Annotated in this window: 14 protein-coding genes and 1 other annotated feature; of the genes, 1 reads left to right on the forward strand and 13 read right to left on the reverse strand. The window is 41.6% G+C overall.

The features are described 5' to 3' along the window. Positions 1-19: 19 nt before the first annotated feature. The 7 genes from WKT11_RS05570 to WKT11_RS05600 form a co-directional block, all read right to left on the reverse strand. The gene (locus tag WKT11_RS05570; protein WP_181977657.1) at positions 20-1,657 is read right to left on the reverse strand and encodes a SpoIIE family protein phosphatase; all 1,638 of its coding nucleotides are present in this window, start codon (positions 1,655-1,657) and stop codon (positions 20-22) included. Continuing rightward, positions 1,654-2,259, reverse strand: coding sequence for a hypothetical protein (locus WKT11_RS05575; protein ID WP_117674737.1), 606 nt, complete (start codon positions 2,257-2,259; stop codon positions 1,654-1,656). Before WKT11_RS05575 ends, WKT11_RS05570 begins: the two co-directional genes overlap by 4 nt. 15 nt (positions 2,260-2,274) lie before the next feature. After that, positions 2,275-3,132 (reverse strand): class I SAM-dependent methyltransferase, encoded by an 858-nt coding sequence (locus tag WKT11_RS05580; protein WP_117674736.1) that lies wholly within the window; start codon positions 3,130-3,132, stop codon positions 2,275-2,277. A gap of 170 nt (positions 3,133-3,302) precedes the next feature. Beyond that, complete coding sequence (locus WKT11_RS05585) at positions 3,303-5,018, reverse strand: MATE family efflux transporter (protein WP_117674735.1); 1,716 nt, start codon at positions 5,016-5,018, stop codon at positions 3,303-3,305. A gap of 413 nt (positions 5,019-5,431) precedes the next feature. Beyond that, positions 5,432-6,226: an ABC transporter ATP-binding protein gene (locus WKT11_RS05590; protein WP_117674733.1), complete on the reverse strand. Its 795-nt coding sequence runs from the start codon at positions 6,224-6,226 to the stop codon at positions 5,432-5,434. A gap of 3 nt (positions 6,227-6,229) precedes the next feature. Continuing rightward, on the reverse strand, positions 6,230-7,156 hold the full coding sequence (locus WKT11_RS05595; protein ID WP_242986717.1) for an ABC transporter permease: 927 nt from the start codon (positions 7,154-7,156) through the stop codon (positions 6,230-6,232). A gap of 12 nt (positions 7,157-7,168) precedes the next feature. Next, positions 7,169-8,191 carry an ABC transporter substrate-binding protein gene (locus WKT11_RS05600; protein WP_117674732.1) on the reverse strand — a complete coding sequence of 341 codons (1,023 nt, stop codon included), beginning with the start codon at positions 8,189-8,191 and terminating at the stop codon, positions 7,169-7,171. A gap of 265 nt (positions 8,192-8,456) precedes the next feature. Then, positions 8,457-8,708: a binding site (T-box leader), on the reverse strand. A 269-nt stretch (positions 8,709-8,977) separates the two neighbouring features. On the opposite strand from WKT11_RS05600, the gene WKT11_RS05605 reads away from it, so the two are divergent. Continuing rightward, a complete protein-coding gene (locus WKT11_RS05605; RefSeq protein ID WP_117674731.1) occupies positions 8,978-10,069 on the forward strand; it encodes a pyridoxal phosphate-dependent aminotransferase in 1,092 nt (363 codons plus the stop codon). A 141-nt stretch (positions 10,070-10,210) separates the two neighbouring features. Here WKT11_RS05605 and WKT11_RS05610 read toward each other — a convergent pair whose 3' ends face one another. From WKT11_RS05610 to WKT11_RS05635, 6 genes are all read right to left on the reverse strand, one after another. Further along, on the reverse strand, positions 10,211-11,575 hold the full coding sequence (locus tag WKT11_RS05610) for a PFL family protein (protein WP_117674730.1): 1,365 nt from the start codon (positions 11,573-11,575) through the stop codon (positions 10,211-10,213). Between the two features lie 82 nt (positions 11,576-11,657). Further along, positions 11,658-11,930 carry an ACT domain-containing protein gene (locus WKT11_RS05615; protein WP_117674729.1) on the reverse strand — a complete coding sequence of 91 codons (273 nt, stop codon included), beginning with the start codon at positions 11,928-11,930 and terminating at the stop codon, positions 11,658-11,660. A gap of 16 nt (positions 11,931-11,946) precedes the next feature. Next, on the reverse strand, positions 11,947-12,741 hold the full coding sequence (locus WKT11_RS05620) for an MBL fold metallo-hydrolase (protein ID WP_117674728.1): 795 nt from the start codon (positions 12,739-12,741) through the stop codon (positions 11,947-11,949). Further along, positions 12,728-13,327, reverse strand: coding sequence for a dephospho-CoA kinase (coaE, locus tag WKT11_RS05625; RefSeq protein WP_117674727.1), 600 nt, complete (start codon positions 13,325-13,327; stop codon positions 12,728-12,730). Before coaE ends, WKT11_RS05620 begins: the two co-directional genes overlap by 14 nt. Before the next feature lie 63 nt (positions 13,328-13,390). Beyond that, complete coding sequence (polA, locus tag WKT11_RS05630; protein WP_117674726.1) at positions 13,391-16,105, reverse strand: DNA polymerase I; 2,715 nt, start codon at positions 16,103-16,105, stop codon at positions 13,391-13,393. A 16-nt stretch (positions 16,106-16,121) separates the two neighbouring features. Beyond that, positions 16,122-16,469, reverse strand: coding sequence for an anti-sigma factor family protein (locus WKT11_RS05635; RefSeq protein WP_117674725.1), 348 nt, complete (start codon positions 16,467-16,469; stop codon positions 16,122-16,124). Positions 16,470-16,647 lie beyond the last annotated feature (178 nt).

Raw genomic sequence — 16,647 nt, forward strand, 5'->3', positions numbered from 1 at the left:
TACCCTCTGGCTATATCATCTAATTTTCAACTATACAATCTATATCTGATATTCTCAGAGAAAGCATGGTAATATCATCAAACTGTGGCGAATCCCCCACAAATCCATCAATTTCTTTATGAACTGCCTGCAGCAGATCTTTACAGTCTTCATATGTAGCCGAATTTAAGCCCTCCAGCATCCGCTCTGTGCCAAATAACTCATTTTCTGCATTTGTAGCCTCTGCAACTCCATCTGTATATACAAAAATCATATCACCTGGTTCAAGTGTAATTTCATATTCTGTATATTTCATATCTTCCATGCCTGCCAGCACAAATCCATGTCTGTCTTTAAGCAATTCAAACTGTCCATTTTTTCTTCGGATAGCAGGATACTCATGTCCTGCATTTGCACAGATCATTTTTCCTGTTGAAATTTCAAGCAGACCAATCCATACTGTTACAAACATTCCTGCTTCATTATTTTCACACAGCTGATTATTTACTTTTTCCAGAATATATTTAGGAGACATCCCTGTCTGTGCCGCACTTTTTATTAATGTTTTTGAAATCATCATAAACAGCGCTGCCGGAACTCCTTTTCCAGATACATCTGCCATAACAATTGCCAGATGATTATTATCCACCAGAAAGAAATCATAAAAATCTCCACCAACTTCTTTTGCCGGAGTCATAGAAGCAAAAATATCGAACTCTTTTCTTTCCGGAAAAGCCGGAAAAATACATGGAAGCATATCTGCCTGAATTTTTGCTGCAACATCAAGTTCTGCTCCGATTCTTTCCTTTTCAGCGGTTACCTTTTGCAGATTATCCAGATATTCATCCAGTTTTTCCAACATATAATTAAATGAATTCCCCAATTCTTCTATTTCATCACCAGTATTGATAGAAATACTTTTTTTATGAAATTCACTGGAAAGTGTAATATCCTGTGTAAATTGCGCCAGTTTTCCCAATGGATTTGTGACCGCTTTCCGCACAAACAAAATATAAAAAACTATACCAACAGCTATGATACCGAAAGAAATACCAAACATCATATACAAAATACTGTTAAGATGCTGTCTTACCTGCTTCATATCCAGAATATACTGAATTTCAGCTATCGCCTTTCCGTTTTCATCCAGAATCGGGCACACTGCAGTATAATTGTATCCATAACTGTTATCTGTAACAAGAGGCATAGGTGGTGCCTCATTTTTTGAATAATAATCCCAGATCACATGATAATTTTGCAGATCATCATCTCCATTTGCCGCATCTGTATACAGAATGTCTGATGCATAAGGAATCTGATTCTCAGGAAGATCCCCCATGCTTTCCACACAGGTATCAATATAAAATGTTACACTGTCTTCATCCGGAACAACAAGTGATAAATAAGTAACTTCATTATCTTCCTTTAATTTATTCATCAACTCGTACATTTCACGATAAGTTTCTGTCTGGTCACCATCTGCTGCAATAATAGTTTTTACGTCTTCTTCCGAAAGCATTTCAGCAATGGTTTTACTCCCGATCAGTACACGTTCTGCATAGGCATTTTCATAATATTTTTTTGAACTGGTGTAACTGAACAGTGAAATTGAAAGAGTAAGCACTACCCCAAGAGTTACTAATGATATCACAAATTTGGGCAACAGCTTTATCTTCATTGCATCTCCTCCTTTAGCTCTTTTATGTATATCTCTGCTGAACAGGTACATCGTCCCTTACAGACAGGACATATTAATTTTTCATTTTCATACCACATATTTTTTACAGTCAGTAAATGTTCAAATTTAAATTTACGCAAATTACTTTCCATAGGAATTTCATCATATTTTTTCCAGAAGGCTCCCAGCATATAATCTGCTTTTAATATTTTCTGCGAATACTCTATAGCAAAAGAAAACAAAATTTCTGATAAGCCCTTATTCCTCATTTTCGGTTCGATTCCTATAGAGCGGAAATTAACAAGCGTATTTTTTTCAGAGCCCATCAGATTTTTTAATACTGCCTGATCTATTTTCAGAAAATCTGCCATTTCATTCTGACTTGTTTTTTGAAAATATACGTAACCACAGAGCATGTTTTCCTGATTTTTTAAAAGAAAAATAAAGCTGTCAGGATTTACTGCCGCATCTCTTATCTCACTTTCGGAATAAAGTTTTTCTCCTACACATTGATCACACATTCTGACAACTGCCGAAATATCCGTTATTCCCATTTTTTCAATTCTGATATTTTTTTCTTTATTCTCCTGTACAAATGTCATATACTTCTCTCCCAGCTATCTGCAACATGTAAAAATCATGACTCCGCATGCAACGTAAACAGACTTTTCTACAAATTCTTTTCGAAATATTGCATAATGCTGTTTTACTTTCCTTTTAATTCCAAAATAATCAGAATCTTCCGGTTCTGTTTCACAAAGATATGCATAATCCAATGGAAGATATGAAAAAAATGTATCAAAAATAAGTTCCTTTTTTTCTTTCTCCTTTTCTTTGGCATTCACACATTTACTATGAACTACAATCTTATGATATCCGCTTTTTTTCAGGTATCTTTTTATCTTCTCTCCAGAGTGCCGATTGCCGGAAAGCGGATCTCTCTGGCATATATCAAGAAAAAGTTTCATCCTTTTTTGTTCATCCGGAACCATTGTGCTAAAGCGGTCTTCTGCATCAATAATCATCATCGTTCCATTTTTTTTCAGATATTTTTTTAATCGGCATAACAGTTTCTCAGGTTCTTTTAAATGCATTAAGACAAATGAAATATTAATTACATCATATCCTGTTATTTTTTTCTCTTTCATATCTTTCTTCAAGACCATTTCCAGTCCACTGTCTTCTAAATCTGCCTGATAAAATACAAATTTTTCTCCTTTATATCTGGTATTTGCGAATGCAACCAGTTCTTTATGGTATTCTATACCTGTTACACTTTCGATTTCTTTTCTATCGAATCGCTCTACTGTTTTCATACCATTATTGCAACCAATATCAAGGACAGCCTGCCCTCTTTTCTTTCGGAATATATGATTATAAACCGGTCCTTCATATTCTTCCAGCAACTGATTCTGATTCTTTAAACGTTTTATTTCATCATCCAGCACATATACATCTTTTATCTGATCCATCATTTTTTCCTTATTATTTTGTCCTTCGCACTCTGCCGAACTGTCTTAAATGCATTATTTACGAGGATTGCTATAGTTATTTATAAAATTCCCATGAAATATATTTCGTAACTGTTCCGTTCCTTCACAGTTACGAGATCGTAGACTACTGAATAGTTAATATATTTCATAATTCATAAAATCAGGTAGAGATAATTGAAAATCAGTTTTCTCTGATAATCGCAGTATTTTGTTTTTTTCTGAATCATCTTCAAGACTGCATGATCAATTTCATCTCCATCCGATTCAAACGGATTATAATCTGCCACATCATCTCGGATACGCATGATATATTCTCCCTGATCATCTACCAGTCGTATTGCAATCGAACATTCCTTTTTTTCTTTATCTACCGCAAATTTAATGATATTCAATATTACTTCTTCTACTACAAAATTAATCATAAATGCCTGTTTAAAATCAATTTCCCATTCCTCACTGATTTTTTCAAGATCCGATGAAATTTCCGCAATACTGTCTTTATTAATTACATAAGCTTTTTCATAAGAGCGCAAAACTGTAGAACAGTCTTTTTTCAGCATTTCTTCTGTGTTAGACCTGATATGGACATACAATAAAAAAAGAATACCTGTTCCTTCACAGCATAAATATGTAATTCCCAATCCATTTGTGCCGAAACGGGGAATAAAAATATTTCCCAAAATCAGCATCATCATAAAATTTCTCAAAACAGACATAATACCTGCCGGTTTTGCTCTGGAAAGACTTTGCCAGAAAGAAGTCATCACTGCATTAATTCCTGTGAGTGTAATACTTAATGCGAAAATCCGAAAGCCTTTTGCAAACAACTGTATCTGCCCGGAATCTGTGACTCCAAATAATTGAATAATCTGCGAAGCAAATATCATATACAGACCGGATATCGCTATGCCTGCACACATAACCACTTTTAACGCTGTATAAACCACTTTCATAATACTGTCAACATCTTTTTCTCCCTTAAAAATAGTAACCACGGGAGTAAGCGCAGATGAGGCATCATCTGAAACAGCATATGCAAATGTAGACATCGTATAAAGAATACTGTAAAACGCCACCAGCGAAACTCCATCGCTTTGTTTCACAAGCAGCCTGTTAAATACACTTATTACAACTGCCTGAAAAAGAAAAGCAGAACCTGTCCCAAATCCATTTTTAACAAACTCAATCAAAATATCTTTCTCAGGAACTGCCAGGCCCAAATGAAGAAGTGTATGCTTTCTCATAAAATGTGTCAGCAAAACCAGAACACCGCAAAAAGTAGCAATGCACAATGCAAGCGATGCACCCTTAATGCCAAAATTCATAATTCCCATGAACAGAATATCCAAAACAATGTTGAGCACAATCAGAACAACCGATGCCGCTGCTGCCGTCTTCGGATCTCCATCACTGCGCACTGAATAAGAAAGAATATAATAAAAAATAAATGCACCTGCGCATAAGAAAACTATAAAAATATAAGACTCTGCCAGATTTATGATCGTATCTGTAGCTCCAATTGCATATAAAAGTTTTCTGCCACCCAAAATTCCTGTCACCATACACACGACTGTTTCCACCAGACCTGCCGTAAGCTGTATATGAAATAATTTATTTGCTTCTTCGGTTTCAGATTTTCCAAGAGCCTGTCCGATCAGAACGTTAGCCCCAACAGCCGTTGTCACTGACAGTAAAGCAAAAAGCAAAAAAACAGGAGTTGCTATATTGGTCACTGCCAGGCCATCACTCCCTATATAATTTCCTATTAAAACAGCATCCACAAGTGTAGATACAGCAGTTCCCAAAGCAGAAAATATTCCCCATATCAAAAACATTCTGTATGCATTTACAGCAAATTTCTTCTCCACAGCAATTCTCCTTTTTATTTTTTAGTGCTCCTGATTTCCATCACTTGCATACATTTTAATAATTATACCTTGCATACCTGCATTTTGTCCAGCGATTCCGGAGATGGCAGCTCTCTTTTCTTAACAATAACTATCCTTAATATTTGTTACTGTTCACTCCGTTCACAGTAACTTTGCCAAAATTCATTCCAGATTGCCTGCGGCAATGGAATTTTGGCTTGTATGTCTCGGGATTTTGGCATATTCATGCCAAAACACCTCGCGGGATAGTGGTATGTGAACAGTAACTAATATTTTTCTTTTCATCTTTTTACTTCTTGTCAAGCGGATATTCGCAATCCGCTTTGCCACTTGCTCATAACCGAACAGGAGACTAATCATTAGTTGATTAGCCTCCTGCTCGATTGATATCATTATTTCTCACCAGAAAGAAGAATGCGGTCATTATCCAGCATCTTTCCGGCACCCGTCTTAAATTTCTCCAGAAGTCCTTCTACCGTCAGGCCCTTCTTCTCTTCTTCGTGAATATCCAGCACAATATTTCCGGAATCCATCATCAGGATACGGTTTCCAAGATCCAGCGCAGACTGCATATTGTGAGTGATCATCAGACAAGTCAGCTGATGTTCCTCCACGATTCTCTTCGTAAGATTCAATACTTTCTCTGCTGTTCCCGGATCAAGGGCTGCTGTATGCTCATCCAGTAACAACAATTTCGGTGGATTCATAGTTGCCATCAAAAGTGTCAGCGCCTGTCTCTGTCCACCGGAGAGAAGTCCTACCGGCTGAGTCATACGCTTCTCAAGTCCGATATCCAGAAGTTTCAGTTCTTCATGGAATCGCTCTTTCTCCTGCCTGGACACATGGGAAAGCCATCCGCCTTTTCCTGCCGCAAGCGCCAGATTCTCTTCTATCGTCATTCCCGGCGCTGTTCCTCTCATCGGATCCTGATACAGACGTCCGATCGTTTTTGCACGCACATGCTGTGGCATAAAAGTAATATCCTGTCCATCCAGCATGATCACTCCGGAATCTGTAAGGAAATCTCCGCAGATTGCATTAAAAAGCGTTGATTTTCCTGCTCCGTTAGAACCGATGATCGTTGCAAAATCACCTTTTTCCAGTTCAAGTGAAAGATCTTTGATTGCCTGTTTTTCATTTACCGTACCCGGATTAAAAGTCTTGGAAATATGTTCAATCTTCAGCATAAATCACTGTACTCCCTTCCTGTGAGTCATTCTTCTCTTAATCTGCGGCCACTGTTTCTTCAGATACGGACCTGAAATAGCCAGCACAACAATCACAGAAGATACCAGTTTCAGCATAAATGCCGGCATATTAAATCTCAGCGCGACGGTATATACCAGGCGGAAGATAAATGAACCAAGCACCATACCGACCGCTCTTACAAAGATACCGCCTCTGCCAAGAATCGTGCCACCAATCAGCAGGGAGGCAAGTGCGATTGTAACCATTCCCTGCCCAATATTAATGTCTACAGATTTCTGTGACTGAGACAGAAGACATCCGGAAAGTGCTGTAAATGAGTTTGCCACACAAAGGCCTACGATTGTAGTAAATACCGGGTTAATAGAGGAAGATTTAACCATATCTGCATTATTTCCGGTTGCCCTGATTGCCAGACCAAGTCTTGTTCTAAGGAAAAATACAAGAAAGACAACCACTATGGCTACTGCGATAAAAGCAACTACAATATCTCCTCTCCCTTTCAGTGGTGTATTTTTCAGCGCCTCTTTCATCATGGAAAACACAGTATCTGTTCTGTTCATATTGATCAGAGAAGAACCTCCCATCACTGCAATATTCACAGAATACAAACCTGTATTTACGATAATTCCGGCCAGAAGACTGTCAACGCCAAGTTTCGTCTGAAGTATAGCCGTCACAAATCCCGAGCACACGCCTGCAGCCATAGCTGCAAAAATTGATAAAAAAGGATGTCCGCTGACTGCCACTGCCGCTCCAACAGCTGCTCCCAGAGTAAAGCAGCCATCAGTGGAAAGGTCACAGACATTCAGCATAGAATAACTGAGAAACAAAGCAAGAACTGTCAGTGAACAGATCAGACCAAGTTTCAGTGCGGTCTCTCCAAGAGAGAGTATAGTCGCAATAGTCACGATAATTTCCTCCTACTCCTCTACTTCATCAAAGCTCTCTGCTGTAACGATTTCATTTACCTGTGTGCACAGTGGCTCGAAATCTTTCTTGATTGTTTCTAAATCAAGTCCAAGTCCCTTGCAGGTTTCTGTGTTAATAGTTGCTGTACCATTATCAAATGTCTCTACAGGAGTTGTTGCAGGATCTGCATCGTTCATAAGGATATCTGCGATCATATCTGCTGTCTTCTGCCCAAGGTTTGCGTAATCAACACCATATCCGACAAATGCGCCATTTAATGCAAAAGAATCAGCTCCTGTGTACTGCGGGATACCTGCATCAATGAATTTCTCATAGATAGAAAGCTCTGCTGTCATAATTGTATTGTCGGTCGGGGTAAATACCGCATCCACACCATCTGCTACCAGTGCATCAGCCGCGAGCTGTACTTCATCTGTTGTAGTACCGGTACGCTCTACATATTCGATTCCTTCTTTATCCAGATAATCCTTTGCTTCCTGAATTGCTGTTGTAGAAGAATCCTGTCCGATATCATACAAAAGACCGATTTTCTTTACATCAGGGTTTACTGCCTGAATCAGTTTCATAATTGATGCTGTATCCAGATAATCACTTGTACCTGTGATATTTGCCCCAGGGGCATCTAAATCTTCTACAAGTCCACTGCCTACCGGATCAGATACTGCGGAGAATACAACCGGTGTATCTGTTCCTTCTGTTGCGGACTGCATACGCATTGCTACCGGTGTCGCAACACCTACCATTAAATCTACATTATCAGCCTGAAAATCAGAAATGATCTGTTCCATGACGTTGGCATCTGCATTGCAGTTATCATAGGATACATCAAAAGTAACATCTTTGTCCTCGCCGATTTCTTTCAGACGGGACTGGATATTATCTACAATCTGATTTAAGGAAGCGTCATCTACATAGTTGCAGATACCGATTTTGAAATCCTGTGCCATAACCGGTGATGCCATCATCATAGTTGCCATTGCTGTTGCTGCGATTGCTAATACTCTTTTTTTCATAGTCTTTTTCCTCTCTCTACATCTTATTTAGCAGTTCATTTTTGGCTGCCATAGTCTCAGGGATATTTGCCACCCCCTTGTTACTGTCTGTGAGAAAGAACTCCCCGGATTCCTTTTCCCGGATGTGTCAATTACTCTGAAGAACCACTCAGATCAAAAAGAATTCCTGCCCTGTCATTTTTTATCTGTCGGGCTTTTATATATAATAGCAGAAATTTTAATAAGGTTTCTTTATATATAAAAAATCCGCCACAAGCTATCTCCTGCTTGAGACGGTAATAAGAATCTTATTATCGCGGTACCACTCAAATTGACGAATCGTCCACTTTCTCATGTACAAACATACACTCCTGATTTATAACGGGTTCGGTTCCCGTCGGTGCCTACTCTCACGCTTATTAAGATTTCGGACCGCCCTCGAAAGGCCATTCAACAATCAGTTTCATACGGCTTCCCACCAATGACCGCTCTCTGGAATGATTCTTAATTGCTTACTCTTCTTTCTCATCGGTTTTGATGTGTTTACTTTACCACGCTAACGTGCATATGTCAAGAGGTTTATTTTTTTCTTTTCCTTTTTTCATTAAGGGACGCGGGGAATATAAAAAGATTTCGGGCTTAGTTTCGGAACCATGCAATTCTAAGGCATTCGGGAAGCTGCGTTATTAACTTTGTAACATAGCTACTGGCTATCAATAATAGCTTGTGGTAATATATCAGATAGAAAATAGGTGTCAATACGCTAATAAACAGCGATAAATTTTATACAGAAATGAGGAATGTTATATGTCAACTACTAAAATGGTTTTTCACGGAAGTGATATCGAAAAAATATGCGAGATTTACCACCTCAAACAGGAAAATATTGTAAAATTCGGAGCTAATGTAAATCCACTTGGACTTTCTGAGAATGTGAAAAAACAGCTCGCCAGCCACCTGGACATCCTGTCTTCTTACCCGGACAGAGACTACACCTCTCTTCGCAATACAATCTCAGACTACTGCAACGTCCCTGCCAATTTCATCCTTCCCGGAAACGGATCCAGCGAGCTGATCGCACTTCTGATCCAGGAAAGAAATCCGAAACACACCCTGATCCTCGGACCTACCTACTCTGAATACTCCAGAGAACTTTCCTTCTCCGGAAGCACTCAGGAATACTACCACCTTCGCGAAGAGGATAACTTTATTCTGGATATAGATGACCTCTGCCAGACTCTGGATGGCAAATATGACTTTCTCATCATCTGCAACCCAAACAACCCAACCTCTTCCGCCATTTCTACAGAAGATTTACGAAAACTCCTCGCATTCTGCTCCGAGAAAAACATCTTCGTAATGATCGACGAAACCTACGTAGAATTCGCCCCCGACATCCAGGCAATCACTGCTGTAACCCTCACCAGAGAATTCACTAACCTCATGGTACTTCGCGGCGTATCCAAATTCTACGCCGCCCCGGGAATGCGTCTCGGCTACGGAATCACCGGAAACCTCGAATTCCTCAAAAAAATGAAAGAGAAACAAGTCCCATGGTCCCTCAACAGCCTCGGAGCCCTCGCCGGTGAACTCATGCTCAAAGACCAGGAATACATCAGCCAGACCCGGACTCTGATCCTCTCCGAACGTGACCGCCTCCTTCACGCCCTGAGCCAGATTCCAACATACAAAACCTACCCAGCCTACGCAAACTTCATCCTCCTGAAAATCCAGAAACCAGGCCTGACCTCTTACGACGTCTTCGACGCCTGCATCCGCCAGAACCTCATGATCCGCGACTGTTCCTCTTTCGAATGCCTCGACGGAGAATACATCCGCTTCTGCATCATGATCCCCGAAGACAACGCCAAACTCCTCCATATATTAAAATCATTATAAATCATCCAATATTGCCCCACCCACACCAACAACCAGCGTGGCAGAAAATACTTTGTCTGCCACGCGTCCCTCCTGATAAAAAAAGAAAGGCCAGACCCCCCCCTCTCCCGAAGTTCCTGGCCATTCCTCTTTCTGACAATATTAATTTTTAAAACTATGAATCGGCGCCGGAATTCTTCCCCCACGCTGCACAAACGCATCACAAGAAAACTGATTCACCGGCATAATCGGCGCATAACCCAACAATCCGCCAAACTCAACAACCTCGCCAACTTCCTTACCAATAACCGGAATCAGACGCACAGCCGTAGTCTTCTGATTAATCATACCAATCGCAGACTCATCCGCAATAATACCCGCAATCGTAGAAGCCTTCGTATCTCCCGGAATTGCGATCATATCAAGACCTACAGAACATACACAAGTCATCGCTTCCAGCTTCTCAATCGTCAGCGCACCTGCATTAACCGCATCAATCATACCCTGATCCTCACTGACCGGAATAAATGCGCCACTCAGACCACCAACTGCTGTGGAAGCCATAACGCCGCCCTTCTTAACCTGGTCATTTAACAACGCAAGAGCAGCTGTTGTTCCCGGTGCACCTGCATGCTCAAGACCAATCTCCTCCAGAATCTCAGCAACACTGTCGCCAATCGCCGGAGTCGGAGCAAGAGACAGATCCACGATTCCAAATTTCACACCCAGACGTCTGGAAGCCTCCTGTGCAACCAGCTGTCCCACACGTGTAACCTTAAACGCAGTACGCTTGATCATCTCACAAAGAGTTTCAAAATCCTTACCTCTTACCTGTTCCAGAGCTGTCTTTACAACGCCAGGTCCGCTGACACCCACATTAATAATGGTATCTGCCTCTGTCACACCATGGAACGCACCTGCCATAAACGGGTTATCATCCGGTGCATTACAGAATACAACCAGTTTCGCACATCCAAGAGAATCCTGCTCTTTCGTAGCCTGAGCTGTCTCCAGAACAATCTCTCCCATCAGCTTGACAGCATCCATATTGATACCGGTACGTGTAGAACCTACATTCACAGAACTGCACACACGCTCCGTCTTTGCGAGTGCCTGAGGAATAGATTCGATCAGAAGCTTCTCTGCCGGAGTCATTCCCTTGCTTACCAGTGCAGAATATCCACCGATAAAGTTTACGCCAACTGTCTTGGCAGCTTTATCCAGAGTCTCTGCGATCGTAACAAAATCTTCTTTTGTCTTACATGCAGCTCCGCCTACCAATGCGATCGGAGTTACAGAAATTCTTTTATTCACGATCGGAATTCCATATTCACTGGAAATTGCCTCACCTGTAGATACCAGATCCCTTGCGCAGGTTGTGATCTTGTCGTAAATCTTTTTATTTAATGTTTCAAGGTCACTGTCAATGCAGTCAAGAAGACTGATACCCATTGTAATGGTACGCACATCCAGGTTTTCCTGTTCGATCATTTTATTCGTTTCATTTACTTCAAAAATATTGATCATGTCTAATTTCTCCCTTGTATGTTTTTTCAGCGTTTTGAATCAAGTAAAATTCGCAATCCGCTTCGCTACTTGCCTTCCTCTATTAGATTCTGTGCATTACATTGAAGATGTCTTCATGCTGGCAGCGGATTACTACGCCGATCTGATCTCCAAGGGCTTCCAGTTCTTTTGCAAGAACCCCGTTATCTTTCTCACATTTGCTGGCATCAGTTACCATCATCATGTTGAAGTATCCCTGTACGATGGTCTGGGAGATATCAAGAATGTTTACATTGTTGTCTGCAAGATATGTACAAACTTTTGCAATAATTCCTACGGTGTCGTTTCCTACTACTGTGATGATTGTCTTTTTCATAAGTTCTTTGTCCTTTCTACACTGTAATTGCTTCTGATATGCAATCCCTTTTCGCCACCTGAATCTTAAAATCACGGGACTTATAAGGGTTGTCACCTAAGGTTACCTCTGAACAGACGGTTTCATATGCCAGTTCTTCATAATTGTTTTCCCTGCTTAAATGCCCAAGGAATATGGCTTTCATATTGTCATGCAATAACCTGCACAAAAGTCTTCCCGCATTTTCATTGGAAAGATGGCCTCTGTCTCCCAGAATTCTCTGTTTCAGATAATAAGGATACTTTCCAACCTGAAGCATGCGGATATCATGATTTGCCTCCAGAAGAAGCGCGTCAAGATTCTGCAGATTACTGATTATGTATTCATTATATTTTCCAAGGTCTGTAGCAATTCCCACAGAATGTTCTCCACATTCCACGCGATACCCGACCGGCTGTGCTGCATCATGCGGAATCGTAAAGGGATTTACTGTCAGATCTTTTATTTCAAAAGGTTCATCCTCATAAATTTCATGAAAAATCCCTTCCGGCATTTTTCCAAGATTCATCCGGGATAAAGCATCCACAGTTCCGCCGGTCGCATAGATCGGAATCTGATGTTTCCTTGCAATCACGCCCAGACCTTTGATATGGTCGGAATGTTCATGTGTAATCAAAATACCATCAATATCTTTTCCTGTCAATTCCAAAGAATTTAATCCTTGCTCCACCCGCTTTCCGCTGATGCCTACATCCACCAGAAGATGGGTATTGTCAGAGCCAACATAAATACAGTTTCCACTGCTTCCGCTGGCAATGCTACAAATTCTCATATTTCCTGATTCCTTCCTCAATCTGCTGCCTGGTCTGTGCAAAATTGCCATTATTTACAACAACATAATCTGCATTTTCCCGAAAAAAGCTCTCCGGAGCCTGACTCGCAATGATACTGGCTGATTTCTCTCTGGTATAACCACGATTCTCCATCAGCCGCTGAATACGGATTTCTTCATCCGTATGGATATACCATATGGTATCACAAAATTCCTGATAATGATCCTCCAAAAGAAGTGCAGCCTCCACCACACATACCTTCTGTCCCTGCTGTTTTTTTATCTCCAGCTGCTCTTTGATATACTGCTTCACAGCCGGATGAATGATCTGATTTAACTTCTCCAACAGTTCGGGATGTGAAAATACTACATCCGAAATCTGCCTGCGGTCAATAGTTTTATCATTTTTTATTACTTGTTTTCCAAATAATGCAATCACAGGTTCATAGCAGACCTGCCCCGGCTCCATCACCAGATGGCCGATCTCATCCGCTTTCATCACATATGCCTGATATTTTTCTTCGAGAAAATCAAGCACTGTACTCTTTCCGGCACCCACTCCGCCGGTAATTCCTATTGTAATCATTTCTGCCTCTTATCTATTCTCACATCTGCTGCTGAAAGTCAAACAGATATTTGCAAACCGTTTTTACTTCGCCTCGTACCAATTATTTCCCTGATGCATATCTACTTCCAGTTCTACTGCAAGCTTCGCCGCACCTTTCATCTCTTCTTCCAGAATCGCAGATACCTGCGGAATTTCCGCTTTATAAGTCTCTATCAGAAGCTCATCATGCACCTGAAGCACCAGACGGGACTTCAGATGTTCTTCCTTTAATCGTCTGTATACGCGGTTCATTGCAATCTTGATGATATCCGCCGCAGTTCCCTGAATCGGAGAGTTCATCGCAACCCTCTCGCCAAAAGATCTCTGCATAAAATTGCTGGATTTCAGTTCCGGAATCGGCCTGCGCCTGCCAAACATGGTCGTCACATACCCTTTTTCCTTTCCTTCTTCCACCAGCCCGTCAAGAAATCCCTTAATCTTTGGATAGGATTTAAAATATCTCTCAATATATTCTGCAGCTTCTTTTCTAGTAATACTTAAGTCCTGACTCAGTCCGAATGAACTGATTCCATAAACGATCCCAAAGTTTACCGCTTTTGCATTTCTTCGCTGCAGATCCGTCACCTCATCAAACGGTACATGGAATACTTCTGATGCCGTATGTCTGTGGATATCCTGTGCCTCCCGGTATGCCTGAATCAGCTTTTCATCCCCGGACATATGTGCCAGAACACGAAGCTCGATCTGTGAATAATCCGCATCCAGAAATACGTATCCTTCTTCTGGCACGAAAACTTTTCGAATCAGTCGTCCCAGTTCCATTCTTATCGGAATATTCTGCAGGTTTGGCTCCGTACTGCTGATTCTTCCTGTAGCCGTGATTGTCTGATTAAAGGTAGAATGAATCCTGCCATCCTCTGCAATCACATTTGCCAGACCATCCGCATAAGTTGATTTCAGTTTTGTAAGCTGACGGTATTCCAGGATATCCTTTACAATCGGGTATTCCGGTGCAAGCTTCTCCAGAATATCTGCCGCTGTAGAATAGCCCGTCTTTGTTTTCTTTCCACCTTTAAGACCAAGCTTTTCAAAAAGAATCACGCCCATCTGTTTCGGTGAATTGATATTAAACTCTTCCCCTGCCTGCTGCCAGATCAGTTTCTCCAGCTCCTCAATGCGGACATTCAGTTTCTCCCCGTAGCTTTTGAGTTCTTCTCCTTTTACGCTGATTCCCCACTTCTCCATGGAATCCAGAGTAAAGATCAGAGGAAGCTCAATCTGTGTATATACATTCCACATACCAGTCTCTCTCAGCGTCTCACACATCGGCATCTGGCAGGCAAACGCCGTATATGCCATATAGCAGGCCCAGAAGGTAAGTCCCTCTACGCTTTCTTCCCATGCTTTCTCTGCCGTTTTCTTTCCAAGAAGTTCTTCTCTTGTCGGCAGAATTCGTCCATTCAGGTATTCCTTCGCCATATCATCATACGTGTAGGATGATTTTAACGGATTTAACAGATATGCTGCCACGCCTGCATCAAACACTGCTGACGGATCATCAAATGTCACATGTTTCAATATCGCTTTTATATCTAGCGCGCAGACTACATGACGCTCTGTACCGGCGTCAGTGTTGTTTGCCGCCGCACTGTCTTTCATATTACTTTTTACATTATGCTCAGATGCTTTCTTAAAAAGTGTTTCCAGCTTTCCGCAAAGATACGCCTCTGTAACCATTCCCTCTACCGGAATATAATAAATCTCTTCTTCGCTCAGTGCAATTCCTGCACCGTACACATGGCCATTTTCACTTATAAGAGAGACACCGGTTCTGGAACCTGCTTCTGCTTTTTCAAACAATGCTTCGCATCCCGACAGATCTGCGCAGGTAAAAAACTCCTGTTCCAGTGCATCTTCCTGCACTGCCTCAGAATCAAAACGGCTCAGCAGATTCTTAAATTCCAGCTGTCGGCACAGAATAAACGCTTCTTTCGTATAAAGATTTCCCAGTTTCGCCTTCTCATAGGAGAAATCGATCGGACTGTCTGTACAGATCGTTGCCAGTGCCTTGCTCATCTGTGCCATATCATAGTGCTCTCTCATGGATTCTCTGGCTCTGTTTGGTTTCAGTTCCTCCAGATGCTCATGAGCATTTTCAATGCTTCCGTATTCCACTATGATCTTCGTGGCAGTCTTTTCACCCACGCCCGGAATTCCCGGGATATTATCAGCGCTGTCACCCATCAGTGCTTTTAACTCTATGATCTGTGGAGGTGTCACCTGATATTTCTCAATTACCTGCTGCGCATGATAATCCTCTATCGTAGTTTTCCCTCTTACTGTCTTGGGCAGGCGGATCATGATCTTATCCGTCGCAAGCTGAAGCAAATCCCTGTCCCCGGAAAGGATTGTCGCGTCCATCCCCTCTGCCTCGCTCTTCTTTGCCAGAGTTCCCAGAATATCATCTGCCTCATATCCTTCTTTTGTCACAATGTTAACGCCCATTGCCGTAAGGACTTCCTTGATCAACGGCACCTGTTCTCTCAGTTCCTCAGGCATCGGCTTACGCGTTCCCTTATATGCCTCAAACATCTTGTGACGGAAAGTCGGCGCCTTCAGGTCAAATGCCACCGTCAGATACTGGGGCTTTTCCTCCTCAATCGTACGAAAAAGAATATTCAGGAATCCATATACTGCTCCTGTATGTTTTCCCTCTGAATTTGTAAGATCCGGCAGGCCATAAAAAGCTCTGTTCAGAATGCTGTGCCCGTCAATCAGTAATATTTTCTCACTCATAAAATCCTCCAGTATCTCATATGATATGAATTGTTTCCATCATTACATAAACCAATATTGCCGCAAGTGCAGCGATCAGAAGACAAATCCCCGCCCCGACCAAAAACCAGCTTAATTTCTTCTTGCGGATATATCTTCTGGATTTCCGGATGTCCTGCTCAAGCAGCCCTTTAAAATCCAGAACAGAATTACTGCTGTTATCGTCAAGCTGCTGCGTCACCTCATGGACAATAAAATATGTTTCCAGTTCATCATAGCAGGATGAACAATCCTGTACATGGTCAAGAAATTCCTCCAGCTCATTTACCGGGAGCTTATGCTCAATATAGCTGCTCACCATTCCCTCTGCTGTCTGGCAATCCATACCTGTTCCCTTCTTTCTCTTGCAGTGTTACTATCTGTGCTGTACCCGGCAGCATGCTTTGCGATGCATAAATCTGTACTGCACGTCTCGTGCTCACTATTACGAATTATAACCGAACCGGCGTTAATTGGCAAGAAAAAGCGCAAGAGAGCAACAGAAGCCTTTATTGCCCCTGCTA

This window comes from Blautia sp. HCN-1074 (assembly GCF_037890165.1).
In the GTDB taxonomy this organism is placed as follows: Bacteria; Bacillota; Clostridia; order Lachnospirales; family Lachnospiraceae; genus Blautia_A.

What these genes read in the sequence shown, in the direction of transcription:
- WKT11_RS05635 (WP_117674725.1), bottom strand. Translation starts at nt 16,469, where the DNA reads ATGGATTGCCAGACAGCAGAGGGAATGGTGAGCAGCTATATTGAGCAT.
- WKT11_RS05615 (WP_117674729.1), bottom strand. Translation starts at nt 11,930, where the DNA reads ATGAAAAAGACAATCATCACAGTAGTAGGAAACGACACCGTAGGAATT.
- WKT11_RS05575 (WP_117674737.1), bottom strand. Translation starts at nt 2,259, where the DNA reads ATGACATTTGTACAGGAGAATAAAGAAAAAAATATCAGAATTGAAAAA.
- WKT11_RS05605 (WP_117674731.1), top strand. Translation starts at nt 8,978, where the DNA reads ATGTCAACTACTAAAATGGTTTTTCACGGAAGTGATATCGAAAAAATA.
- WKT11_RS05590 (WP_117674733.1), bottom strand. Translation starts at nt 6,226, where the DNA reads ATGCTGAAGATTGAACATATTTCCAAGACTTTTAATCCGGGTACGGTA.
- coaE (WP_117674727.1), bottom strand. Translation starts at nt 13,327, where the DNA reads ATGATTACAATAGGAATTACCGGCGGAGTGGGTGCCGGAAAGAGTACA.
- polA (WP_117674726.1), bottom strand. Translation starts at nt 16,105, where the DNA reads ATGAGTGAGAAAATATTACTGATTGACGGGCACAGCATTCTGAACAGA.
- WKT11_RS05570 (WP_181977657.1), bottom strand. Translation starts at nt 1,657, where the DNA reads ATGAAGATAAAGCTGTTGCCCAAATTTGTGATATCATTAGTAACTCTT.
- WKT11_RS05620 (WP_117674728.1), bottom strand. Translation starts at nt 12,741, where the DNA reads ATGAGAATTTGTAGCATTGCCAGCGGAAGCAGTGGAAACTGTATTTAT.
- WKT11_RS05610 (WP_117674730.1), bottom strand. Translation starts at nt 11,575, where the DNA reads ATGATCAATATTTTTGAAGTAAATGAAACGAATAAAATGATCGAACAG.
- WKT11_RS05600 (WP_117674732.1), bottom strand. Translation starts at nt 8,191, where the DNA reads ATGAAAAAAAGAGTATTAGCAATCGCAGCAACAGCAATGGCAACTATG.
- WKT11_RS05580 (WP_117674736.1), bottom strand. Translation starts at nt 3,132, where the DNA reads ATGATGGATCAGATAAAAGATGTATATGTGCTGGATGATGAAATAAAA.